The following is a 22476-nucleotide window of genomic DNA, read 5'->3' as shown; positions in this document are numbered from 1 at the left end:
CCGTACATGCCGAATAGTAGCCTGCCCTGAACCATGGAAGCGGGGGGCGGGACATGAAAATCGCTGTGATGGGCGCGGGTGCAATTGGCGGATACTTCGGCGGTCGGCTGGCACAGGCGGGCCATGATGTCTGGCTGATCGCCCGTGGCGCGCATCTGGCCGCGATGCAGGCTGACGGCCTGCGGATCACCAGCCCGCTGGGCGACGCCCATGTGACAGACATTCACGCAACCGGTGACCCGGCCGAGGTTGGACCGGTCGATGTTGTGATGTTCATGGTCAAAAACCGCGATGTCGAAATCGCTGCCGAGGCGATCAAGCCGATGCTGCGCGACGACACATTGGTCGTGACCTGCCAGAATGGCGTCAGCGCGCATGAGCGTCTTGGCGCCGTGATCGGCATGCATCACGTGGTGCCCGGTGTCGCGCGCATTCCTGCAAGTGTCCCGACACCCGGCACGATCAAACATGACTCGGACTTCGAGATTCTGCTGTTTGGCGAACTGGACGGAACCGAGACTGCGCGTTGCCAGCGTCTTGCCGATGCGCTGAACGACAGCCCGGCGGCGACCGGGTTGCTTTCTACAACAATCCTCAACGACATCTGGGCGAAGTTCTGTTCGCAAAGCGCGCTGGCCAGCCTGACGACCCTGACCGGCCTTGATATCGGACCATTGCGGGAAAACCCGGTTTCTGGCGAGCTGTTTCAGAATGCAATTGCCGAAGCCTGCGCCGTCGCAGATGTCATTTTGCCAGACTTCCCCGACACCGCACTTGAACAATATTGGGGCTTCATCCAGCGCCTGCCCGGCACGATGCATGCCTCGATGCTGGACGATCTGAGCGCCGGAAAACCGCTGGAGCACGAGTTTATGAGCGGCGAGGTGGTGCGTCTTGGCACAAAACACGGCGTGCCGACGCCGATCCACTCGGTCCTTTATGCGGCACTTAAACCGATCGCGGATCAGCTTGAGGCCGCCGCCTCATAACCCCAACAGCGCGCGCACCTCGGCCATCGAGGTGACGGGGTCTGCCCCGACGGCGCGCAGGCTTTCGGGATCGCTGGCATGGGCAAAACCAATGGTGCGGCTTCCTGCGGCGACCCCGGCGCGGCACCCTGCGACGCTGTCGTCGATGACAACGCAATCTTCGGGGCGCTGGCGGGTTGCCGCAGCCCCGCGCAGGTAAAGATCCGGCGCAGGCTTGGCGTCCCCGTGTTCGTGGCACGAGAATATCCGTCCCTGAAACCGGTCCCACAACCCGTGCTGGCCCAGCGTGATCCGCATCTTCGCCATCGGCCCGTTGGATCCGATAGCATAGGGAATACCGCGCAGGTCCAGCGCGTCCAGCACCTCTGGCACGCCGTCAATCAAGGGCGTTCCTGCCTGCAACTGTTCGAAGGTCGCGGCATAGATCCTGTCGATCCAGTCTGCGGGAAGGTCGGCGCCCATGCTGCGCGCGCTTTGCTCGACACCTTTGATCGTGCCGCCGGTGAACATCTTGGTCACCTGCTCGGGGGCAAGGTGCAATCCATATCCGGCAAGATTGGCGATCAGCACAGTATCAGTGATCGGCTCGCTATCGACGAGCACGCCGTCGCAATCAAATAGGACGGCGCTTGGTGTCGTCAGGGACATAGCGTTCCTTGCCTTTCAGGTTGATCGTATCATTGGGCGAGCTTTCCAGTGGTCGGTCCGGCACCGGCTGGGCGACAATGCCGCCAAATCGCGCCTCGCCCACCAGAACCGGGCGCCGCTGAATCCGGCACAGCACGTGGCCACAACAGACCCAGTCATCGGCCGCAGCATAGGCGAATGCGAAGCCGCCGCCAGCGCTGGTATTGGCGAATTTCAGCGCCCGCCCCGCGCCGTCGGTGGCGCGCTTGACGCAGTCTTTGCAAAAATACCAGGGATAGCGGGGAAACACCTTTTGCGCGGCCCCGCAGCCGGGGCAGAAATGGTCCGGCAAATCGCTCATGGGCCTTCGACTTCGTAGATCGTCACCACCGTATCGCCATAACGCCGACTGTCGAGGCGTTTCAGGCCTGCAGTCGGAGTGGGCTCGGCCTCATCCTCCCAAACTACCAATGCACCTTGTGCCAGCCAGCCGCCTTGCAGCGCAATCGGCATCGCCAGATTGCCCAGCCATTGACCGTAAGGCGGGTCGAGGAACACCAGATCATAGGGCGCATCCGGGTTCACCGGCAGGCGGGTTGCATCCAGTGATTTCAGGGTCGCCGCCGCCGCACCGCAAAGCGCGATATTCTTGCGGATCAACCCCTGGGCAATGCGCCCGCTGTCGATAAACGTCGCATGGGCGGCCCCGCGGCTGAGCGCTTCCAGCCCTAACGCCCCGGTCCCCGCGAAGAGGTCCAGCACCCGCGCGCCTGTAATCGGGTCACCAAATCGCCCGCCGGTCAGCATGTTGAACAGGCTTTCGCGGATGCGATCAGTTGTGGGGCGCAGATGCGCGCCCGCGTCGCCTTTGCCCACCGGCGTCAGGGTGCGGCCGCGCCAGTCACCGGCGATGATCCTCACGCGCGCAGCAGCGGCTTCAGTTCGGTCGCGGGATCGGCGACCACCTCTGGGGCCGGGGATTTACCCGCCTCGATCAGCCGCTTGGCGACCATATAGGCGCGCGAGTCGTTCATCGCATCGACCGAGATCAGCCTGTCCCCGCGATAATACCAGTGCGACCGTGCATCCCCGACCTGGCGCACGACCACTTGGTCGTATCCGGTGTTCAGTCCGGCGATTTGCAGCTTCAGATCGTATTGATCCGACCAGAGCCAGGGATGCGGCACATACTCGGTTTCCGCCCCCAGCATGTTTGCTGCGACGGTTTCGGCCTGATCAATGGCGTTCTGCACACTTTCCAGCCGGATGCGCCCGCCGCGATAGGGAAATGACGCGCAATCCCCCGCCGCCCAGATCGACGGGTCAGATGTCTGACCCAGCGCGTTCACCGCAATTCCATTGTCACAGGTCAGCCCGGCAGCATCTGCCAGCGATGACCCCGGCGTCACGCCGATCCCGACGATGGCAAAATCTGCGTCAATTTCGGTTCCGTCGGACAGCCGCGCGCCGGTCACATTGTCATCGCCCAGCAGCCGGTCCAGCCCGGTATTCTCCAGGATTTTCACGCCGTGGCTGCGATGCAGATCGGCCATGAAGGCCGAGGTTTCGGGCGACGCGACGCGCTGCAAGATACGGTCGGCCATTTCAATGACGGTGACTTGCAGGTCAAGTTCGGCGGCCACGGCTGCGGCCTCCAGACCGATATATCCGCCGCCGACCACCAAAAGCCGCTGGCCAGCTTGAAACGCCGGGCGCATGCCGTCGACATCGGCGAGTGATCGGACTTCGTACACCCCTTTAAGATCGCCGCCTATTGCCGCAGGAAGGCGGCGCGGCGTGGATCCGGTGGTCATTGCAAGTTGATCATAGGCGATCACCTCATCACCCACAGTGAGGGTCTTTGCAGACGCATCAATGGCCGTGACCGCAGCTCCCAGTTTCAGCGTGATATCCTGATCGGCGTAATAAGCGGCCGGGCGCAGGTACAGGCGCGCCTCCTCCATCTCGCCTTTCAGATAGGCTTTGGACAGCGGCGGGCGCTGGTAAGGCGGCACCGGTTCGGCGGAAATCAGGGTGATCTGGCCGTCAAACCCCTCGGTCCGCAGTTTCGCCACCAGCGATGCCGCTGCCTGCCCGCCACCTACTATTACGAAATGTGCCATTCGGTTCCTCGCCTATCGCATCCCGCGCTGGTCTTGCCTGCGAACCTGTCTATATCCAGTCAGAAGGTCCAGTTGAAACAAATGAAAGCGCACGAAAATGAGCATCCGTGAAGGCGACACCCTGCCAGCCGCAACATTTGTGCGCAAAGGCCCTGACGAGCCCGAGGCGGTAAATTTGGCCGATCTGACCACGGGGCGCAAAATCGTCGTCGTTGCGGTGCCGGGCGCATTCACGCCGACCTGCCATTCGGCGCATATGCCAACGATCATCGACGCGCATGGCGCGATTCGCGCGAAAGGCGTGGACGAGGTGATCGTGCTTTCGGTCAACGACATGCATGTGATGAAATTTTGGGGCGAGGTGACCGGCGCTGCGGCGGCCGGGATTACCCTGCTGGCCGATCCGCAAAGCAAGTTCACCAAGGCAATCGGCATGGATTTCACTGCCGAAGCGACGGGCATGATCGACCGGTCGTCGCGTTATGTGATGGTCGTGGATGACGGCGTTGTCACGCGGTTCCAGCCCGAGGATATCACAGGTGGCTGCGCGCTGACCGGCGGGCAGGCGATCCTGGATTTGTTGTGAGGCGGGGCGATACGTCGGACGCACACTCAGACCCAAAGGCATCATCGACCTGAGGCGGTAGTCGCGGAACCTCTTTCATTCGCCCGGCTTCTATCCGAGATCAATCAAAGTTCGCCCCGACCAGGTTTTACCGGCCCGCCCGCCCTTACCCTTCGCGGATAACCGTCTGAGTCGGGAAGGGAATTTCGATGCCTTCGGCGTCAAATGCCTCTTTCACCGCGCGCTTCATGTCGGCCTGAAACTGGAACAGATTGTCGCGATCACACCAAACCCGCACCAGAAAATCGACCGAGAAATCACCAAGGTTGTTGACTTGTATGAACGGTTCGGGCTCGGCATGGGCGCGGGGGTCGTTGAAGATGGTTTCGCGTATGATCCGCTCGGCCTTTTTCAGTTCTGCCCGATAGCTGACACCAAACAGCCATTCTGCGCGTCGGGTCGGATAGACCGAATAATTGGTGATCGGAGGATTGTGTTGAAAAACTCCGAAATCAGAGCGTCGCGGATTTCTTGCGAAAACCTATGAAGCGAAATAGTCGGAAAGCTTTGACCACGAGACAGCGCATGGCTGCGCGTGAGCGCATGTAGGCGATTTGGGCCGACCCCCGCGCCAAAAATTTAGGATCGGGCTGCATGGAAAGAAAAATCATCGTTCAGGCCCTAAAACGGAGTTTTTCAACACAATCCGGAGCGCCCCAGACATTCGAATTCGGCACGATGACCTGCAGATTGTCCAGCGTCGCCAGTTCGGTCGCCACGATCGAGATATCCTTGACTGTCCCCATCAGCCCGTCGACCTCGACAAAATCGCCGATCCGAAACGGGTGAAAGATCACCAGCATGATGCCCGCCGCAATACTGCTTAGCGCGCCCTGCATGGCCAGTCCGATGGCCAGACCCGCCGCACCAATCACCGCCACAAGCGAGGTTGTCTGAATCCCGAACCGGTTCAGAATGAACACCAGCGCCATCGCAAGAATAGCATAGCGCAGGATATTCGCCAGGAACGAGAATAGCGTCAGGTCAAGTTCTTCGTTGTCGGTCGCGATGCGGATCAGCTTGCGCCGCACCCAGCCCGAGATTGTCAGCGCGACAAACAGGATCACAAAGGCTGCAACGACATTCAGCGCGATGCCCAGCACCACATCGCCGGTGATCACATCGCCAACGGTACGATCCGTTCCGATCGGCAGTCCCAGAATCTTATCCATCACAGCGCATCCATTTTTTCGGCCAGTTTCCTGTCCCGTTCACTCAGACCCCCGGTATCGTGCGAGGTCAGGCGGACTTCAACCGTTCGGTACACATTTTGCCATTCCGGGTGGTGGTTCATTTTTTCGGCAATTATTGCGGCGCGGGTCATCCAGCCGAAGGCCTCGACAAAATTGCGGAACTGAAAGGTCTTCGTGATCCCGGTGCTGTCGCCGTCCAGCACCCAGCCGTTGGCCAGCAGGTCGTCGAATTCGGATACATCAGTCATTCCACCTCTCTCTCGGCCGCATCCACTTTGCGGAACGGGCCATAGCTTGTCAGCACCTCAATCTCTTCATCTACGGCGCGGCGCTCGGCGGCCAGATAGTCGGCCACCGCGCGGCGAAACCCCGGTTCGGCGATCCAGTGCAGCGAATGGGTCGCCACCGGCAGATAGCCGCGCGCCAGTTTGTGACTGCCCTGTGCGCCCGCTTCCACGCGCGCCAGCCCGTGTTCGATGGCATAGTCGATAGCGCGATAATAACAGAGCTCGAAATGCAGGCAGGGATGATCTTCAAGGGCGCCCCAATAGCGGCCAAACAAGGCCTCTCGGCCAATGAAATTCAGCGCCCCGGCAACCGGGACGCCATCGGCCAGCGCCAGAACCAGCAGAATGTCGTCACGCAGCACCTCATGCGCGATACGGAAAAAATCGCGCGTCAGATAGGGCGTGCCCCATTTGCGCGCTCCGGTGTCCTGATAGAACGCCCAGAAGGCATCCCAATGTTCCGGCTGGATCTGATCGCCGGTCAGGCTGACGATCTGACCACCGAATGCCGCCGCCGTGGCGCGTTCTTTGCGAATATTCTTGCGCTTGCGCGACGACAGCGAGGCGAGGAAATCGTCGAAATCCCCATAGCCGTCGTTCACCCAGTGAAATTGTTGCGTCGTGCGGTGCAGCAGGCCCATCCCGGCCCCGGCATCAGCCTCATCCTCGGTACAGAATGTGATGTGAACCGAAGACAGATCGTTCTGCTCGGCAATCTGCATCGCGCCTTGAATCAGGGCCGCGCGGCCAAGGTCTTCCAATCCGGGACGGATCAGAAATCGCCGTCCGGTGGCGGGCGTGAAGGGTACGGTCATCTGCAACTTCGGGTAATAGCGCCCGCCGGCCTGTTCAAATGCATGCGCCCAATTGTGATCGAAAATATACTCGCCCTGGCTGTGCCCCTTGGCGTAAAGCGGCGCGACCGCAATGATCTGCCCGTCGATCTTGGCGCTCAGATAACGCGGCTGCCACCCCGTGCCCGGCCCGACCGAGCCGCTGTCTTCCAGCGCCAGCAGGAAGCGATGGGTCGTAAAGGGATCCAGTGGACGGCCCGACGCGGCATCGGGCGCAGCACAGGCATCCCAGTCCGTCGCCGGGATGTCGTGCAGGCTGGCATGGGCCGAAATTTCGATGGGCTGATCTGTCACGGGCGCTCGGGCGATAGGAGGGGCCATGCCATAGGTGGCCTTCCCCCGGCGATGGTCAAGAGGCGCGCGACGCCGTAACGGCGCCGCTGACGCAAGGCAGGTCGCAGTTGCGCGCCCGATCAGACCCCGGCCGCCACAATTGCATCTGCCAGGATCGGCACAGTTTGCGCATTCAGCCCGGCGATGTTCATGCGGCTGTCGCCGACCATGTAGATGCCGTGATCTTCGCGCATTTTCAGCACTTGTTCGGGGGTGGCCCCGATCCGGCTGAACATGCCGCGATGCTGGGCGATAAAACCAAAACGATCCGATCCGCTGCGTTCGCGCAAGGCGTTCGCAAGCTGCGTTCTGAGGTCCAGCATCGAGGTCCGTACCGCCTCCAACTCTGCCTCCCACTCGGCGCGCAGGTCGGCGTCGTTCAGGATCATCGTGACCAACCGCGCGCCGTGATCCGGCGGGAATGAGAAGTTCTGCCGGTTCAGATAGGCAAGCGTGGCCTGCGCCTTGTCACGCGCCGTCGCATCCGGGGCCACGGCCATCAGGATGCCGGTGCGTTCGCGGTAGATGCCGAAATTCTTCGAACAACTTGCCGCGATAAGGGTTTCGGGCAGACGCGAGGCGATCAGACGCGTCCCGGCGGCGTCCGCCTCCAGCCCGTCACCGAAGCCCTGATAAGCAATGTCGATCAGCGGTGTCACGTTTTTCGCAACCAGCAGGTCAGCCACCGCTGACCATTCCGGACCGGTCAGATTCGCGCCTGTCGGATTGTGGCAGCAGCCGTGCAGCAGCACCACATCGCCCGGCTTCACCGCGTCCAGATCGGCCATCATCCCGGCGAAATCGACGCCGCGCGAAGCCTCGTCGAAATAGCGGTAGGTTTGCATCTTCATGCCGAGGTATTTGATGATCGACGGGTGGTTTGGCCAGGTCGGATCGGAAATCCAGACCGTCGCCTCGGGCGCGGCCATCTGGATCAGCTCAAGCGCCTGGCGTACCGCACCGGTGCCGCCGGGCGTTGCCGCCGCCGCGACGCGATCTGCCGGGACAGCGTCGCCCAGAAGCAGCCCGCGCATCGCTTCGCCAAAGGCCGGGTCGCCTGCAAGACCGGTATAGGCCTTGGTCTGCTCGGCCTGCCACAACATCTTCTCGGCCTTTTTGACCGATGCCATCACCGGCGTATTGCCGCTGGCATCGCGGTAGACGCCGACGCCAAGGTCGACTTTATCGTTGCGCGGATCGTCGCGGAACATCTTGACCAGCATCAGGATCTTGTCCTGTGGCTGGTCCTGCAGGGTGGTGAGCATCTCAGGCCTCTCCGGTGGCTATCTTCAGATCTTGGTATTGGCCCCATTCCGTCCAGGAGCCATCGTAAAGCGCGTGATCGCGGTGGCCGATGCGGTCCAGCGCCAGGAACAGAACCGCCGCGGTCACGCCGGATCCGCAGGTGGTGATCACCGGCTTGTTCAGGTCGACACCCGCGTTGCGGAATATCGCTTCGAGTTCGCCAGGCGCGCGCATCGTGCCGTCACTGTTCAGCAAGGTCTTGAAAGGCACGTTTTTCGAGCCTGGAATATGCCCGGCGCGCAGCCCTTCGCGCGGTTCGGGCGCATCGCCGCGGAACCGTTCAGGTGCGCGGGCGTCGACAATCTCGTGATCGCCCAGCTTGGCGGCGGCCGCCACTTCGGTGACGTCGCGGACCAGCCGGTTTTGGCGGCTGACGGTCATGTGGCGATCCCGGATGATCGGGTCTTCGTCTGTAACGTCGCGCCCCTCGGCCAGCCATTTCGGCAAGCCGCCGTCCAACACGGCAACGTCGGTCTTGCCCATTAGGCGGAACAGCCACCAGACGCGCGCCGCCGAAAACAGGCCAGCACCATCATAGACCACGACCTGATGCCCGTCGCCGATGCCCATGGCGCGCATGCGCGGCATGAACAACTCGACCGGAGGCACCATATGGGGCAGGGCGCTGCGTTTGTCGGAAATCTCGTCGATATCAAAAAAGCGCGCACCGGGGATATGCCGGTCGGCATATTCCGCGCGCCCGTCACGACCGTCTGCCGGCAGATACCAGCTGGCATCCAGCAAACGCACGTCCGGCATTTTCAGCCGGGCCGCCAGCCAGTCGGTCGAGACCAGCGTCCTGGGATCATCTGTCATCTGTTGCCGCCTCGCATGCCGGAAACCACTGCCCCCCACCTAGCCAGAGGCCGGGCCAAGGACAAGTCCGTCACGCGGGCGGACGGTGTCTTACTTGGACATTGCGCCCTTGATCATGCCGACCACGGCCATCAACACGCCGCCACCGACGCCGCCACCGGCAATCTGGCCGATGATTGCACCGATATCCATACCGCCGGCCGCTTCAGCCGCGGCGGGCGCCGCACCCATCATCCCGATGATGGTCGAGCCCAATCCGCCACCGACGATTCCGGCGATCGAGTTCATCAACGTGCCCATATCAAGCTTTGGCACGGCCTTGCCTGCAACATTGCCGCCCACGGCCCCGGCAATCAGTCCGATGATTAATTCCATAGCGATACCTCGTTGGGGTCACTCAATGATCAACCGCCGAACACCGCCCCGCGCGCCGACAGGTACCTTTTGGGCCAGACGGTGCCGAAAATCAACATATTGTGTTCTGGTGGAGTGGTTCGTCTATCCGTGGTCGCGGATCAGGCGCGCCTTCTGACGTTGCCAATCTCGCTTGGCGCTGGTTTCGCGCTTGTCCTGGTTCTTCTTGCCCTTGCCGATGGCAATCTTGATCTTCGCCAGACCACGATGGTTGAAATACAGAACCAGCGGCACCAGCGTCATGCCTTCGCGCTGCGTCGCCTGCCACATCTTGGCCAGTTCGCGTTGCGATACCAGCAGTTTGCGACGGCGCCGATCCTCATGCCCCCAGGTCTTGGCCGGGTCATAGGGGGCGATATAGCTGTTGACCAACCACAACTCGCCCTCGTCAACCGTGGTATAGCTTTCGGCGATGTTCGCGGTATTCAGGCGCAGGCTTTTAACCTCGGACCCCATAAGCTGGATGCCGCATTCGATGTCTTCCTCGATGGCATAGTCGTACCGTGCCCGCCGGTTTTCGGCGATGACCTTGTAGTTCGGATTGTCCTTCGGCTTTGCCATGAAGGCGATCTAGGGGTTGGCGCGCCGCAAGTCCAGTATGGGGCGCCGACTTGACCAGCGCGCGCTTCGCCGGGATAAGCCGGATATGCCCAACGATGCGAATATGGTGGTCCAGATTGCCCTCGGCAGCGGTTTGATCCTTGGGTCGATTGTCATTGCCGGCATGCTGTACTGGGCGTTGAGGAAGGTGACCAACGCGCTGCGTCCCTGGTCGCTGCGCCCACCCCATGGGCCGAAAGTGATGATTTTGCTGTGCCTGTCGGTGCTGATGAGTGTTGCAATCCTCAGCGCGACGATCTGGATGTGGGCCGTCACCCTGCGTGCGCTTGGGATATTCGCCACGTTAGAGGCTTCGGTCTATTTCTCGCTCACGGCCTTCACCACGCTGGGCCTGACCGAAAGCGAGCTGCCTTTCGCATGGCGGCTGCTGGGCGGGATGGCAGCGGCGAACGGGTTTCTGGGCTTCGGGATGATCACCGCGCTTCTGGTGGAATCGCTGCGCGATCTGCGCTCAAAACAGCGGGCGCTGGACTGAAGGCCGGTTGCGTTGTTGGTCAGCGTTCCTGCCATCCTGCAATGATCGCATCGACCTCGAATTCGACCAGCCATTCCGGATTCACGAAACGGGTCACGGCCATGATCGTGTCGACCGGACGGACATCAGCAAAAAACTCTTTCCTGACATCAATGGCTTCGCGCCACCGCTCGATATCTGTCAGGATGACACGGGTGCGCACGACATCGTGCAGACCGGAGCCTGCCTGTTCCAGGGCAGTCTTGATGATTGCCCTCGGCATGCGGTTTGATCCTTGGGTCGATTGTCATTGCCGGCATGCTGTACTGGGCGTTGAGGAAGGTGACCAACGCGCTGCGTCCCTGGTCGCTGACCGCCCACCCCATGGGCCGAAAGTGATGATTTTGCTGTGCCTGATCGGTGCTCGATGAGTGTTGCAATCCTCAGCGCGACGATCTGGATGTGGGCCGTCACCCTGCGTGCGCTTGGGATATTCGCCACGTTAGAGGCTTCGGTCTATTTCTCGCTCACGGCCTTCACCACGCTGGGCCTGACCGAAAGCGAGCTGCCTTTCGCATGGCGGCTGCTGGGCGGGATGGCAGCGGCGAACGGGTTTCTGGGCTTCGGGATGATCACCGCGCTTCTGGTGGAATCGCTGCGCGATCTGCGCTCAAAACAGCGCGACGCGCTGGACTGAAGGCCGGTTGCGTTGTTGGTCAGCGTTCCTGCCATCCTGCAATGATCGCATCGACCTCGAATTCGACCAGCCATTCCGGATTCACGAAACGGGTCACGGCCATGATCGTGTCGACCGGACGGACATCAGCAAAAAACTCTTTCCTGACATCAATGGCTTCGCGCCACCGCTCGATATCTGTCAGGATGACACGGGTGCGCACGACATCGTGCAGACCGGAGCCTGCCTGTTCCAGGGCAGTCTTGATGATCGTCAGGCATTGACGCGATTGGGCCGCAACGTCGCCGATGCCGACCGTCTCGCCGTCGGCGTTCACCGGTGCGGTGCCGCCGATCGAGATAAATGGACCAACCCGGACTGCACGGGAAAACCCAACAACCGCTTCCATCGGGTTCCCGTTAGAGATCAGTTCGCGGTCATATCCAGGCATGATTCTAAATTACGTTCGGAGGTCATGCGCCGATCATAACACCGTTTCGCGCTGACATCTCAGCCTCTGTCGGAGCTTCCCAAAGGTCTTCAATGAATTCGAACATCTCACGCGTGACCTCCAGCGCGAATGTTGCGCCTTTTTCGGTGTTGCGTTGCTGGACCCGATCCCAACGGATATCGCGTGGAACATCAATGTAATGCAGCGTGACCGGCACCCCCAACCCGTCCGCCCAATCATAAAAGATTGTGCGTTAGTGCAGGTTGGTGAAGCCGCAGTCAAAGACCGCAGGCTGTCCGGCGTCCAGCACGTGGTCGGCCGTGGCCCGCATCTGCTTACAACAGCGCTGCACGCGATCATAGAACCACTGAAAGCTTGAAGTTGGCGCGCGATCGGGAAAAAACAGCACCGCGTTCCAGTCGTCGATGGAAAAGCGCACCGCGCCAAGATCACGCCGCAGGCGTTCGGCATAGGTGGATTTCCCGGCACCGGTAAGGCCGGTGATCATATGAACCTGCGCCACCATTGGATCAGTTCAGCAGACCGGCGTGAACCATCGCATCCCTGATCGCCGCCTTTGTGCTGTCCTCCAACGTCGTCAGTGGCGGGCGGACATCTTCAAGGCATCGCCCCAGCAGGGACAGCCCGTATTTCGCGCCCACCAGACCCGGTTCAGTGAATATCGCCAGATGCAGCGGTATCAGCCGGTCCTGGTATTTCAGGGCCTTGGCGAAATCCCCTGCCAACGTGGCGGCCTGGAACTCGGCACATAGTTTCGGCGCGACATTGGCGGTGACCGAGATGCAGGCCAACGCCGCCATGCGCATTCGGCCTTTCGACGGCCTGGGCCTGCATGCGGCGCGGCGCATCCCAGGTCATCGCCGAATGGCGTGGCTGCCGGGGCCAGTGGAGGATCCTCCGAGAACTGGAACGACAGTTCAGTTCGAAAGCCTGAATGGCCGAGGCGTTCTGGGCCGGTGGCGCAGACAGGTGGCGCGCTGGCGTCTGCAACCTGTTGCGGACGACGCGGCGCTGGCCCTTGCAAATACCCGGGCCGAGGCTGCCCGAACACTCTGGCAAGGACGCGCGAAATGGGAGGTTATTTCGGCGTCAGCGGCGCCTGGCCTTTCCCCGCCCAGCCCGACCGGCCTGCTGATCCACGACACGCTCAGCGCGCGTCTGCATCCGGCGCGCGCTTGTGCCGCGCTGGCCGACGCGCTGCGTGCCAATGGCGTTCGGATTCTCAGCGACGGAACCGCGACCGGCGCTGTGCTATGGGCCCATGGTTTCCGGCGTCATGTCGACGACCGAACGCGGCGGAATGTTATAGATGATCAGCGGCAGGCTGGTCGCGGCGGCAACGGTCGTGAAATGCGTGATCAGCCCGCGTTGCGTCGGCTTGTTGTAGTAGGGCGTAACCACAAGAATGCCATCCGCGCCCACAGCTTCGGCATGTTTGGCAAGGCGGACCGACTCGGCCGACCCGGCCCCGGCGATGACCGGAACCCGGCCCGCTGCGGCCTTGACCACGGCGGCCACAACGGCGTCATGTTCTTCATGGCTGACCGTCGGGCTTTCCCCTGTCGTTCCCATCGGCACCAAACCGGCGCTGGTTTTCAATCTGCCACTCGACAAGTGCGCTCAGCGACTGAGCCGTCTTTGAACGGTGTCACCAAGGCGGGCATAGATCCGCGAAACATGAGGCAGGCCCCGGGCCATAGGCGGGTTTTCGCGCCCGCTGCGGCGGACCCTATCCGGGTGTCATGCCCTTGCCAAGATAACGTGTAGAAGTAGAGCCGTATGAGCACGAGCGAGGGCGCGATGACGAACGCCGGAATAACAGGGTTGAGCTTGATTGCCGTGTTCGGGGTCTCGGTGATGCTGGCCTCGACTGCCGTATTCTATGGCAGTGGTGAACGGATCGAGGTTGCTGACCAGTCCGCAAGACGCAGATGATCCGGCCGCAAGCGCGTCCCGCGTCCCGGACGATGGAGCGGCGGCACTGGGTTCTGCCGACGCAGACGTGCCCCTAACCGACGGGCCCCTTACCGAAGTGCCCCTTACCGAAGTGGCGCTGATTGCAGGCGCTGATGGGTCGGGCGACAACGGCGCGGTTTTGCCGCTGACCGGGGTCGAGTCGAATGCCATTCGCCCACAGCCCCGCCCGTCCGAACGATTTGTTCCGGTCGTCGTCGAAGACCCTGTCCCATTGATCGACATCGGACCGATCGGCCTGACCGGCCTGACCGAGGACGAGGCTGTAAAAATGGCCGCCGAAGGTCCGAAAGTTGCTGCCATGATGGCCGAAGTGCGCGGCGACGATTGGGACAAGGCGCGCAGTCTGGCAGCCGGGATCGGGCCGGTCGCCAAGGATATCGTCGAATGGCGCTATCTGCGGGCCGGGCTTGGCACATTTGACGAAATGCGCCGGTTTCTGGCGCGCCGCCACGATTGGCCCGGCCTTGCGCGGCTATCGGGGCGAGGGCGCGATTCCGCTGGAGGGTCGCAAAGCCGAAGTTCTGGGCCTCGCACCAGTCGAACTGGGGCGGGGGCTTTGGGTGAACGCCCTGAAGGCCGACGGACGCGACGATGCCGCCAAGGCCGAGGTGATCCGCGCCTGGACAACCCTGTCCGTGGATGCCGCGACCGAGGCATTGTTCCTGCGCGATTGGTCCGACACTCTGGCGCCGCACCACGCCGCGCGGCTGGACAATCTGCTTTGGCTGGGGCTGCGCAACGAAGCCGACCGCATGATTGCGCGTGTTCCGCCTTGCCAGGGCGCGGATGGTCCTCAGGGCGCGCGGCAATGGCGTGGATGCGGCGATCGATGCCGTGCCCAACGCGTTGAAGAACACCGCCGGGCTTGCTTATGAGCGCTTCCGCTGGCGCATGGCAAAGGGTCTGCGCACCGATGCTGTCAAACTGATCCTGAAGCAATCTGCAAGTGCCGAAGGGCTTGGCCGGCCCGAGCTTTGGGCCCGCCAGCGCCGCGATCTGGCACGCCGCGCAATGCGCGCCGGTGACGAAGAAACCGCCTATCGCCTCGGAACATTGGCTGAGCGACGGTCAGCATTACGCCGATCTGGAATGGCTGGCGGGGTATCTGGCGCTTAGGTTCCGGCGCGACCCGGGCAGCGCGCGCCAGCATTTCGCCAATTTCCGCACCGCCGTCTTTACGCCGATCAGCCTGGGCCGCGCCGGGTATTGGGAAGGCCGTGCCGAAGAACAATGAAGCCGCCGCCAAGGCCGCCTATGCCCGTGGCGGCGTCTGGCAAAGCGGGTTTTACGGCCAGCTCGCCGCCGAAAAGGCCGGGATCGAAATGCGCGCCGAACTGCCCGGCACCGCGGACCGGGCGACTGGCGCAAGGCATCCTTTGCCGACAGTTCCGTCGTGCGCGCCGCGCAGCTGTTCATCGCAGCCGATGAACACCAGTTGGCGGCGCAATTCCTCAGCCACCTGGTCGAGAGCCTGGATGCCAAGGATGCCGCGATCCTTGGCGATCTGGCGCTGGAACACGGCGCACCGCACGCGGCCCTCAAGCTGGCAAAAGAGGCTGCGCAACGCGGCATCGTGCCCCGAGCCTATTTCCCGGTCGTTGGCCTTGGCGTCGACAGCCTGCCGGTGGACCGGGCGTTGGCCCTGTCGATCGCGCGGCGTGAAAGTGAGTTCAATCCGGGTGTCTCAAGCTGCCGGGGCGCGCGGATTGATGCAGCTGATGCCCGCCACGGCGCGCAATGTCGCGCGCAGCTGGGGTTGCCATATTCGAAATCCCGGCTTCTGACCGACCCGGTCTATAATGCCCGCCTCGGCAGCGCTTATCTAGCGGATCTGGAGCGTCGTTTCGGCAAGAATGTCGCGCTGGTTTCGGCCGGGTACAATGCCGGTCCGGGCGCCCGGAACGCTGGATGCGTGACCGTGGCGATCCGCGTCGTGACACGATTGATGCGGTCGGGATCGAGATGATCCCGTTTGACGAAACCCGCAACTACGTCATGCGGGTCGCCGAGTCGGTGCCGATGTACCGCGCGCGGCTGTCCGGCAAGGTCGGGCCGTTGAACACCGGCGCGTTGCTGAAAGCGCGATAAGCATTAGGCGCGGTTCGTCATCCAGCATCGAGGCGCAGGACACCGACCATGTGCCGCTTGCGACCGAACCCCTTGCGGCGTTCTACTTCAAACCCGGCATCGGCCAGGGCGCGGGTACATGGCCTGCGGCGGTGTAGGTCGCGAAGGTTCCGCCCGGTGCCGTGTGGTTTGCGACCTCGCACATCAACGCCGCGCCCCACATCCCCGGATTTCGCGCTGGCGCGAACCCATCGAGGAACCACGCATCGGCCCCGCCCTGCCACTTGGGTAGTGTTTCCGCGTCGCCGAAAACCACCTCGGCGTGCAGATCGGCAAGGATCAGCGCTGAACCCGGATCGTGCCACCAGTCGAGGATTGGGGCGGCCGCCTCGGCAACCTCGGGGAAGGCCCTCAGGGCTTGCGCCATCTCGGCCACGGACATCGGAAACGCCTCAAACCCGGTGTAAAGGCGGCCTGCAATCCCGGTCGCGCGAAATTCCATCAGCGCCGCAAAAAGGTTCAGCCCGGTCCCGAATCCAAGTTCGGCGATCCGAAACCCATCGCGAAACCGCCCCGGCAGCCCGTTGCCTGCAAGAAAGACATGGCGCGTCTCGGCCAATCCATCCGCGCCTGCATAATACGGATCATCGAATTTGTCCGATACGGGAATCCCGTCGCGCCAGTTCAAACGCGCGGTTTCGGTTCCCAGTATGACATATCTTTCCCTCGCGCCGGGGACCTGCCGGGTCAAGATGGAAATGGCATCCGACCAGATACTGCGCATCTGCGGTGGTACTCCCCCTCATATTCGCGATTCAGAATTCAGCGTGAGTGACATGCCCGATCTAACCATCTACGGCGCCGGAATATTCGGCCTTTCGCGGCCTGGGCCTGCATGCGGCGCGGCGCATCCGTTCAGGTCATCGACCCGAATGGCGTGGCTGCCGGGGCCAGTGGAGGAATTCTGGGCGCTTTGGCCCCCCACACGCCCGAGAACTGGAACGACAAGAAGGCGTTTCGTTCGAAAGCCTGATAATGGCCGAGGCGTTCTGGGCCGAGGTGGCGCAGACAGGCGGTGGCGACCCCGGATATGGTCGCATAGGGCGTCTGCAACCTGTTGCGGACGACGCGGCGCTGGCCCTTGCAAATACCCGGGCCGAGGCTGCCCGAACACTCTGGCAAGGACGCGCGAAATGGGAGGTTATTTCGGCGCAGCCGCGCCTGGCCTTTCCCCGCCCAGCCCGACCGGCCTGCTGATCCACGACACGCTCAGCGCGCGTCTGCATCCGGCGCGCGCTTGTGCCCGCTGGCCGACGCGCTGCGTGCCAATGGCGTTCGGATTCTCAGCGACGGAACCGCGACCGGCGCTGTGCTATGGGCAACCGGGGTTGATGGACTGGCCGATATTTCCGCTGCGCTGAACGCAACCATCGGCGACGGCGTGAAAGGCCAGGCGGCATTGCTTGCCGCCGACCTTGGTGATCAGCCCCAACTGTTCCTGGACGGCGCCATATCGTTGCGCACAACGACGGCACGGTGGCTGTCGGATCGACATCCGAGCGTGATTTCGACGCGCCCGACACCACAGACGCACAGCTTGACGTGCTGCTTGCCAAGGCCACCGGGGCGATCCCACGGCTTGCCGACGCGCGGGTAATGCAACGTTGGGCCGGGGTTCGCCCGCGCGCGCGCAGCCGCGCCCCGATGCTGGGCGCCTGGCCCGACCGACCGGGCCATTTCCCGCCAACGGAGGGTTCAAGATCGGCTTTGGCATGGCCCCGAAAATCGCGGAGGTCATGGCCGCCTGATCCTTGAGGGTCATGACAAGATCCCCGACGGATTTCGCGTCCGGGCAAGCCTGCCCGCGTCTGCCCGCTAAGCCGCCTCGGCCATCATGCACAGCCGCCCATCCGGCCCGGCGACCCAGAACCGTTCGCCATGCGGTGCCCAGCGTCGCGTCTTCCTGCACGAAAAGTGCGGGATGCGCGGAATGAAAACCTCGTCAAGGTCCCCAGCCGCTCGGCCGCCCAACCGGCAAGCAGCTGGGCCGATTGTGTTGAAAAACTCCGTTTTAGGGCCTGAACGATGATTTTTCTTTCCATGCAGCCCGATCCTAAATTTTTGGCGCGGGGGTCGGCCCAAATCGCCTACATGCGCTCACGCGCAGCCATGCGCTGTCTCGTGGTCAAAGCTTTCCGACTATTTCGCTTCATAGGTTTTCGCAAGAAATCCGCGACGCTCTGATTTCGGAGTTTTTCAACACAATCGGCCAGAAGCGGGCCGTGAACCACCAGCCCGCCATACCCTTCCGCTGCCGCATAGGGCGCGTCATAATGAATCCGGTGTCCGTTCAGCGTCAGCGCGGAATAGCGAAACAGGGTCAATTCGCCGAACGTGGCGGCCCGCGTTTGCGTTGCCCTCGGTGCCATCGCCGGGTCAGGCATCACATCGCCGGGTGCCGGGGCCGCGCGGAATACCAGATCCTGCCGCTCGACCACCTTAACCTCGCCATCCTGAGACATCCGGTGCTCCAACGCCACGAAAGCCAGTGGCCCACTGCGCCCGGTCTTACGCTCAACACTCAGCAACCGCGTCTGTTTCTCGGCCATCTGCCCAAGGATCAGCGGCGCGCGAAACTGTAATGCACCCCCGGCCCACATCCTGCGCGGCAGGCCCATGTCGGGGATCATCCCGCCAAGCGCGGTATGTCCGTCCGCGCCCAGATCAGTCGCAGGCCGCGGCGACCAGAAATAGATCTGATGCCAGAATGGCGGCAGCGCGTCGCCCGCAGCCGGCGGATCGCCCGCCGCGCCGAGTGTCACATGCAGCGCCGCCGCCCGCGCCGGATCCAGCCGGTCGGTCAGGGTTTGCATCTGGTCAGGTGCCTCTGTCATGGTCGCCCAAGGCTGGGGCGATGGGCAGGCATGTGCAACATGAAAATTATAGATTGTGTTGAAAAACTCCGTTTTAGGGCCTGAACGATGATTTTTCTTTCCATGCAGCCCGATCCTAAATTTTTGGCGCGGGGGTCGGCCCAAATCGCCTACATGCGCTCACGCGCAGCCATGCGCTGTCTCGTGGTCAAAGCTTTCCGACTATTTCGCTTCATAGGTTTTCGCAAGAAATCCGCGACGCTCTGATTTCGGAGTTTTTCAACACAATCTATATGAAGCGGCCATCGCTGCAATCTCTCGACCACCTTGTGCTGAGTGTTGCCGACATCGACGCGACCACTGCTTTTTATCATGACGCGCTGGGGATGGAGGCGCTCGACTTCCCTGCTGCCGACGGCACCTGCCGTAGGGCACTGGGCTTTGGTGCACAGAAGATTAATCTGCACGCCGCCGACGCCCCGTTCCTGCCCCATGCGAGACACCCAAAACCGGGATCCGCGGATCTGTGTTTCTTGTCAAAGGTTCCACTCTCTGACTGGATACAGCACCTCACCACGCTCGGCATTGTCATCGAAAGCGGCCCGGTGGCGCGCAGCGGCGCGCGGGGGCCGATCACCTCGATCTATCTGCGCGATCCCGATGGCAATCTGATCGAAATTTCGAACCAGGTATCCGGATGAGCGCGGTTCTGGCGCTGGGGCCATGGACATTGGCCTTTATCGCATTGGCCGTTCTGCTGGGGACGATGCTGCAACGGCTGGCCGGGCAGGGTTTCGGGATGATCGCCGCGCCGCTGGTCGCATTGGTCGCGCCCGAGTTTCTGCCCGCGACCTTGTTGCTGATCGGACTGGTGGTGGGGATGACCTCGGCCACGCTGGATGCCTCGGCGATCCGCTGGGCGGACGTGCCATCGGGGTTTGCCGGGCGCGCGCTGGGGGCCGCGCTGGCCGCAGCTGTTGCCACCAGGCTTAGCGATCCGCAGATGCTGGCGGCGGTGGTGGCGGGCGCAATCTATCTGGGCATTGCGCTGTCGCTGATCGGTGTCCGTGTTGCGATCCGTCCCGCCACACTGTTCCCGGCGGGAGTTGTGGCCGGGGTTATGGGCACGCTGACAGCCGTGGGCGCGCCGCCCATGGCATTGCTGTATCAACACGAACCCGCGCGCCGATCTGCCGCGATGCAGAATTTGTTCTTCTTTTTCGGCATGTTCGTCTCACTCGCAGCGTTGGGCGCCGTCGGCCTGATCAACACGCGCCATGCCGCCCTTGCCGGTGTGATGCTGCCGGTGGTCGCTGTTGCATTGCTTGGTGCGCAACGCCTGGCCCCGCGCGTTCAGCGGGCCGAGATTCGACCCTGGCCGCCAAGCTGCTGATGTGATGCCCTTCAACCCGATGCGGTGGCGTGCAGAGTGCTTACAAGTTCGGTCAGCTTGGCCAGATAGCGTTCGTCGATCAGCGTACCTGCCGCATCAAACTGTTTGGACGCACCGGCCACCAGAACCTCTGGCCCTGTAAGCAGGCGCGGCTGGAACGGGTTCATCGCCAGCCGCAGCGCATCCTGCGCACGTTCCCCGCCAGTGCGCCCGGCGGTTGCGGATAGGATGGCAACAGGTTTGCCCTTCCACGGATTCCCCTTGATCCGGCTGACCCAGTCGAGCGCATTTTTCAGAACACCGGACAGGGATTTGTTGTACTCTGGCGTGGCGATCAGCACCGCGTCCGCCTCTGCGATCGCCGTTGCCAGGTCCGTGACAGCCGCCGGGATCCCGTCCGCCTCCAGGTCGCCATCGTACAGCGGCAGCCGGATATCCGCGATGTCGTGCGGACCGGGCCACAGAAGTGCGCCGGATCTAACAAGTTTAGTATTAAACGATGCAGCGCGCAATGAGCCGGACATGCACAGCAATCGAAGGTTTGAATCCGCCATACCGGACCCTATAATTCTACCCCGGCCTGCGCTTTCACGCCGGACCGGAAAGGGTGTTTGATCAGCTCCATCTCGGTCACCAGATCGGCAACCTCGATCAACTCGTCCTTGGCATTGCGCCCGGTCAGAACAACATGAGTCATTGCAGGCTTGTGATTTTGCAAGAACTCAACAACCTCGGCCACGTCGATATAGTCATACCGAAGCGCAATGTTGATTTCGTCCAGCAAGATCATGCGGTTGCCCGGGTCCGCGATAAGCTCTTTCGCCTTGGCCCAGGCCGCTTGCGCCATTTCGGTGTCGCGCGATTTGTCCTGCGTTTCCCAGGTGAACCCTTCGCCCATGGTGTGGAAGGCGCAACTGTCCGAGAAGTGGTTTAATATTAAATCACGCTCTCCGGTTGACATGCCGCCTTTGATGAATTGCACCACCGCACAGGGCATCTGATGCGCGATACAGCGAAAGATCATCCCGAACGCGGCCGAGCTTTTGCCCTTGCCCTTGCCGGTGTGGACGATGATCAGGCCCTTTTCTTCGGTCTTGGTGGCCATGATCTTGTCACGCGCCGCTTTCTTCTTCGCCATCTTGGTGGCGTGGCGGGCAGGGTCATTAATATCGGTCATTCGCGCACTCCTTCGGGTTCGGCGAACTTTGGTCTGGTGGCGCGGCATCTGCAAGGGCAGCGCCGCATTCGTTACCAAAGCGTTAACGAAAAATTAAAGCGTTTCGGCTTGAACCTGAATCGCGAGGGATTCCCTTGAGACCTGATCTGTGATTCATCCTGTTTGGGAGGATGGATCATGTCAGCACCTTTGCCATCTGCGCTTCGGATACGGTTTCAGAGATACATTGAAGAAGGGTTGAGCGGGCGCGCGGCGGCGTTGCGGTTGAAGCTGTCGCCTGCCACAGGCGCGCGGTGGGCGCGTCAGGTGAGGATGAAGGGTCATGCGGAACCTGCCCGGCAGGGACCGCCGCGCGGCAAGGGAAAGCTGGCTCCGCATCGGGAATTCTTTGAGGAGTTGATCGCACAAGACCCTGACATCACGCTCTTTGAGTTGCGTAATGCGCTGGCCGATGCAGAGGGTGTGCGGGTGCATCACTCCTCCATCGCCAACCTTCTGTCCCGGCTCGGCTTCACGTACAAAAAAAGTCGCTGGTCGCAACCGAGCGCCGCCGCGCCAAGGTAAGGCAGCAACGGGCCGACTGGTTCAGATACCGCTCGCCAGCCATTGCGACCTTTCCTGAGCGCGTTGTCTTTATTGACGAAACCGCAGTGAAGACAAACCTCACGCGCCTACGCGGCAGAGCCAAGCGCGGTAAGCGCCTGACGATGGATGCGCCCTTCGGAAGCTGGGGAACCCAAACCTTGATCGCGGGCCTGACCCAAGGCGCGCTGATCGCACCTTGGGTCATCAAGGGAGCGATAGATGGCCCCGCCTTCGCGGCCTACATCCGCGAAGTGCTGGTCCCCGAGATCAACCCCGGCACTGTCGTCATTCTCGACAACCTGGCAACCCACCGGAATAAGGAGGCGACGCAGGCTTTACGCAATCACGGCTGCTGGTTCCTTTACCTGCCACCGTACTCGCCCGACCTGAATCCCATCGAGCAGGCCTTCTCTAAACTGAAAGCCCATTTGCGACGGATCGGGGTCAGGTCCTTTACCCAGGTCTTCGAAGCAATCGGAGCAATCTGCGATCTCTACGACCCAGTAGAATGCTGGAACTACTTTAAGGCCGCCGGATATGTCTCAGGTTAATGTCGAAACGCTTTAGGCAGGCCCGCCCCCTAGGGGGCGTTCGGCGGCGTTCCGGCATAGGCCG

Annotated in this window: 33 protein-coding genes and 4 pseudogenes; 13 read left to right on the top strand and 24 right to left on the bottom strand. The window is 62.1% G+C overall.

Annotation, left to right across the window (positions count from 1 at the left end):
- The first annotated feature begins 53 nt into the window (after positions 1-53).
- Positions 54-989: a 2-dehydropantoate 2-reductase gene (locus tag GKR99_01965; GenBank protein ID NKB26376.1), complete on the top strand. Its 936-nt coding sequence runs from the start codon at positions 54-56 to the stop codon at positions 987-989.
- On the opposite strand, the gene GKR99_01960 is transcribed toward GKR99_01965, so the two are convergent.
- From GKR99_01960 to GKR99_01945, 4 genes are read right to left on the bottom strand one after another with little or no spacing between them, the layout of a single operon-like run.
- Positions 984-1637: an HAD-IA family hydrolase gene (locus tag GKR99_01960; protein ID NKB26375.1), complete on the bottom strand. Its 654-nt coding sequence runs from the start codon at positions 1635-1637 to the stop codon at positions 984-986. The genes GKR99_01965 and GKR99_01960 overlap by 6 nt on opposite strands.
- Positions 1603-1977 (bottom strand): ADP-ribosylglycohydrolase, encoded by a 375-nt coding sequence (locus GKR99_01955; GenBank protein ID NKB26374.1) that lies wholly within the window; start codon positions 1975-1977, stop codon positions 1603-1605. Before GKR99_01955 ends, GKR99_01960 begins: the two co-directional genes overlap by 35 nt.
- Positions 1974-2537, bottom strand: a complete 564-nt coding sequence (gene rsmD, locus GKR99_01950) for a 16S rRNA (guanine(966)-N(2))-methyltransferase RsmD (protein ID NKB26373.1) — start codon at positions 2535-2537, stop codon at positions 1974-1976. The genes GKR99_01955 and rsmD overlap by 4 nt, the downstream gene beginning before the upstream one ends.
- Complete coding sequence (locus GKR99_01945; GenBank protein NKB26372.1) at positions 2534-3739, bottom strand: pyridine nucleotide-disulfide oxidoreductase; 1206 nt, start codon at positions 3737-3739, stop codon at positions 2534-2536. The genes rsmD and GKR99_01945 overlap by 4 nt, the downstream gene beginning before the upstream one ends.
- A gap of 97 nt (positions 3740-3836) precedes the next feature.
- Here GKR99_01945 and GKR99_01940 point away from each other — a divergent pair, with 97 nt between their 5' ends.
- Positions 3837-4325 (top strand): redoxin family protein, encoded by a 489-nt coding sequence (locus tag GKR99_01940; GenBank protein NKB26371.1) that lies wholly within the window; start codon positions 3837-3839, stop codon positions 4323-4325.
- A gap of 145 nt (positions 4326-4470) precedes the next feature.
- Here GKR99_01940 and GKR99_01935 read toward each other — a convergent pair whose 3' ends face one another.
- From GKR99_01935 to smpB, 8 genes are all read right to left on the bottom strand, one after another.
- Positions 4471-4788, bottom strand: coding sequence for a mechanosensitive ion channel (locus tag GKR99_01935; GenBank protein ID NKB26370.1), 318 nt, complete (start codon positions 4786-4788; stop codon positions 4471-4473).
- 190 nt (positions 4789-4978) lie between these two features.
- Positions 4979-5536: a mechanosensitive ion channel gene (locus tag GKR99_01930; protein NKB26369.1), complete on the bottom strand. Its 558-nt coding sequence runs from the start codon at positions 5534-5536 to the stop codon at positions 4979-4981.
- Positions 5536-5805, bottom strand: a complete 270-nt coding sequence (locus GKR99_01925) for a 4a-hydroxytetrahydrobiopterin dehydratase (protein NKB26368.1) — start codon at positions 5803-5805, stop codon at positions 5536-5538. Before GKR99_01925 ends, GKR99_01930 begins: the two co-directional genes overlap by 1 nt.
- Positions 5802-7019 (bottom strand): GNAT family N-acetyltransferase, encoded by a 1218-nt coding sequence (locus GKR99_01920; GenBank protein NKB26367.1) that lies wholly within the window; start codon positions 7017-7019, stop codon positions 5802-5804. Before GKR99_01920 ends, GKR99_01925 begins: the two co-directional genes overlap by 4 nt.
- 92 nt (positions 7020-7111) lie before the next feature.
- Positions 7112-8296: an aminotransferase class I/II-fold pyridoxal phosphate-dependent enzyme gene (locus GKR99_01915; GenBank protein NKB26366.1), complete on the bottom strand. Its 1185-nt coding sequence runs from the start codon at positions 8294-8296 to the stop codon at positions 7112-7114.
- Between the two features lies 1 nt (position 8297).
- The gene (gene sseA, locus GKR99_01910) at positions 8298-9152 is read right to left on the bottom strand and encodes a 3-mercaptopyruvate sulfurtransferase (protein ID NKB26365.1); all 855 of its coding nucleotides are present in this window, start codon (positions 9150-9152) and stop codon (positions 8298-8300) included.
- Between the two features lie 90 nt (positions 9153-9242).
- Positions 9243-9533, bottom strand: coding sequence for a hypothetical protein (locus tag GKR99_01905; protein ID NKB26364.1), 291 nt, complete (start codon positions 9531-9533; stop codon positions 9243-9245).
- Between the two features lie 117 nt (positions 9534-9650).
- Positions 9651-10127: an SsrA-binding protein SmpB gene (gene smpB, locus GKR99_01900; GenBank protein ID NKB26363.1), complete on the bottom strand. Its 477-nt coding sequence runs from the start codon at positions 10125-10127 to the stop codon at positions 9651-9653.
- A 103-nt stretch (positions 10128-10230) separates the two neighbouring features.
- Between smpB and GKR99_01895 the strand changes: the two genes are divergently transcribed.
- Positions 10231-10662: a two pore domain potassium channel family protein gene (locus GKR99_01895; protein ID NKB26362.1), complete on the top strand. Its 432-nt coding sequence runs from the start codon at positions 10231-10233 to the stop codon at positions 10660-10662.
- A 19-nt stretch (positions 10663-10681) separates the two neighbouring features.
- Here GKR99_01895 and GKR99_01890 read toward each other — a convergent pair whose 3' ends face one another.
- Positions 10682-10924 (bottom strand): hypothetical protein, encoded by a 243-nt coding sequence (locus tag GKR99_01890; protein NKB26361.1) that lies wholly within the window; start codon positions 10922-10924, stop codon positions 10682-10684.
- Positions 10925-11068: 144 nt separating this feature from the next.
- On the opposite strand from GKR99_01890, the gene GKR99_01885 reads away from it, so the two are divergent.
- Entirely contained in the window at positions 11069-11338 is a 270-nt protein-coding gene (locus tag GKR99_01885) for a hypothetical protein (protein ID NKB26360.1), read from the top strand.
- 19 nt (positions 11339-11357) lie between these two features.
- Here GKR99_01885 and GKR99_01880 read toward each other — a convergent pair whose 3' ends face one another.
- The 5 genes and pseudogenes from GKR99_01880 to GKR99_01860 form a co-directional block, all read right to left on the bottom strand.
- Entirely contained in the window at positions 11358-11726 is a 369-nt protein-coding gene (locus GKR99_01880) for a RidA family protein (protein ID NKB26359.1), read from the bottom strand.
- A gap of 64 nt (positions 11727-11790) precedes the next feature.
- Positions 11791-11985 carry a hypothetical protein gene (locus tag GKR99_01875; GenBank protein NKB26358.1) on the bottom strand — a complete coding sequence of 65 codons (195 nt, stop codon included), beginning with the start codon at positions 11983-11985 and terminating at the stop codon, positions 11791-11793.
- Positions 11986-12021: 36 nt separating this feature from the next.
- Positions 12022-12294, bottom strand: coding sequence for an AAA family ATPase (locus GKR99_01870; protein ID NKB26357.1), 273 nt, complete (start codon positions 12292-12294; stop codon positions 12022-12024).
- A 4-nt stretch (positions 12295-12298) separates the two neighbouring features.
- Positions 12299-12574 (bottom strand): annotated as a pseudogene (locus GKR99_01865) (4-hydroxy-tetrahydrodipicolinate synthase).
- Between the two features lie 466 nt (positions 12575-13040).
- Positions 13041-13361 carry a hypothetical protein gene (locus tag GKR99_01860; GenBank protein NKB26356.1) on the bottom strand — a complete coding sequence of 107 codons (321 nt, stop codon included), beginning with the start codon at positions 13359-13361 and terminating at the stop codon, positions 13041-13043.
- Positions 13362-13568: 207 nt separating this feature from the next.
- On the opposite strand from GKR99_01860, the gene GKR99_01855 reads away from it, so the two are divergent.
- Entirely contained in the window at positions 13569-13724 is a 156-nt protein-coding gene (locus tag GKR99_01855; protein NKB26355.1) for a hypothetical protein, read from the top strand.
- 73 nt (positions 13725-13797) lie between these two features.
- On the opposite strand, the gene GKR99_01850 is transcribed toward GKR99_01855, so the two are convergent.
- Positions 13798-14217: a hypothetical protein gene (locus GKR99_01850; GenBank protein ID NKB26354.1), complete on the bottom strand. Its 420-nt coding sequence runs from the start codon at positions 14215-14217 to the stop codon at positions 13798-13800.
- 13 nt (positions 14218-14230) lie between these two features.
- Here GKR99_01850 and GKR99_01845 point away from each other — a divergent pair, with 13 nt between their 5' ends.
- From GKR99_01845 to GKR99_01830, 4 genes are all read left to right on the top strand, one after another.
- Positions 14231-14641 carry a hypothetical protein gene (locus GKR99_01845; GenBank protein ID NKB26353.1) on the top strand — a complete coding sequence of 137 codons (411 nt, stop codon included), beginning with the start codon at positions 14231-14233 and terminating at the stop codon, positions 14639-14641.
- A gap of 146 nt (positions 14642-14787) precedes the next feature.
- Positions 14788-15000, top strand: coding sequence for a hypothetical protein (locus GKR99_01840; GenBank protein ID NKB26352.1), 213 nt, complete (start codon positions 14788-14790; stop codon positions 14998-15000).
- Between the two features lie 36 nt (positions 15001-15036).
- On the top strand, positions 15037-15732 hold the full coding sequence (locus GKR99_01835; protein NKB26351.1) for a transglycosylase SLT domain-containing protein: 696 nt from the start codon (positions 15037-15039) through the stop codon (positions 15730-15732).
- Positions 15675-15854, top strand: coding sequence for a hypothetical protein (locus GKR99_01830; GenBank protein ID NKB26350.1), 180 nt, complete (start codon positions 15675-15677; stop codon positions 15852-15854). The genes GKR99_01835 and GKR99_01830 overlap by 58 nt, the downstream gene beginning before the upstream one ends.
- A 17-nt stretch (positions 15855-15871) precedes the next feature.
- Here the strand turns inward: GKR99_01830 and mnmD are convergent.
- Positions 15872-16617: pseudogene (gene mnmD / locus GKR99_01825) on the bottom strand (tRNA (5-methylaminomethyl-2-thiouridine)(34)-methyltransferase MnmD).
- Between the two features lie 52 nt (positions 16618-16669).
- Between mnmD and GKR99_01820 the strand changes: the two are divergent.
- Positions 16670-17712: pseudogene (locus tag GKR99_01820) on the top strand (FAD-dependent oxidoreductase).
- 268 nt (positions 17713-17980) lie between these two features.
- On the opposite strand, the gene GKR99_01815 reads toward GKR99_01820, so the two are convergent.
- On the bottom strand, positions 17981-18706 hold the full coding sequence (locus GKR99_01815) for an acyl dehydratase (protein NKB26349.1): 726 nt from the start codon (positions 18704-18706) through the stop codon (positions 17981-17983).
- 170 nt (positions 18707-18876) lie between these two features.
- Complete coding sequence (locus GKR99_01810) at positions 18877-19020, bottom strand: hypothetical protein (GenBank protein ID NKB26348.1); 144 nt, start codon at positions 19018-19020, stop codon at positions 18877-18879.
- On the opposite strand from GKR99_01810, the gene GKR99_01805 reads away from it, so the two are divergent.
- Positions 19000-19407, top strand: coding sequence for a VOC family protein (locus tag GKR99_01805; GenBank protein ID NKB26347.1), 408 nt, complete (start codon positions 19000-19002; stop codon positions 19405-19407). The genes GKR99_01810 and GKR99_01805 overlap by 21 nt on opposite strands.
- Complete coding sequence (locus GKR99_01800; protein ID NKB26346.1) at positions 19404-20099, top strand: TSUP family transporter; 696 nt, start codon at positions 19404-19406, stop codon at positions 20097-20099. The genes GKR99_01805 and GKR99_01800 overlap by 4 nt, the downstream gene beginning before the upstream one ends.
- 11 nt (positions 20100-20110) lie before the next feature.
- Here GKR99_01800 and GKR99_01795 read toward each other — a convergent pair whose 3' ends face one another.
- Together GKR99_01795 and cobO are read right to left on the bottom strand one after the other, a co-directional pair.
- Positions 20111-20653, bottom strand: coding sequence for an NADPH-dependent FMN reductase (locus tag GKR99_01795; GenBank protein NKB26345.1), 543 nt, complete (start codon positions 20651-20653; stop codon positions 20111-20113).
- Positions 20654-20661: 8 nt separating this feature from the next.
- Positions 20662-21276, bottom strand: a complete 615-nt coding sequence (cobO, locus tag GKR99_01790; protein NKB26344.1) for a cob(I)yrinic acid a,c-diamide adenosyltransferase — start codon at positions 21274-21276, stop codon at positions 20662-20664.
- Positions 21277-21453: 177 nt separating this feature from the next.
- Here cobO and GKR99_01785 point away from each other — a divergent pair.
- Positions 21454-22412 (top strand): annotated as a pseudogene (locus GKR99_01785) (IS630 family transposase).
- Positions 22413-22476 lie beyond the last annotated feature (64 nt).

The organism is Paracoccaceae bacterium (genome assembly GCA_012103375.1).
Lineage (GTDB): Bacteria > Pseudomonadota > Alphaproteobacteria > Rhodobacterales > Rhodobacteraceae > WLWX01.
This window is presented reverse-complemented; position numbering and strand designations above follow the sequence as displayed.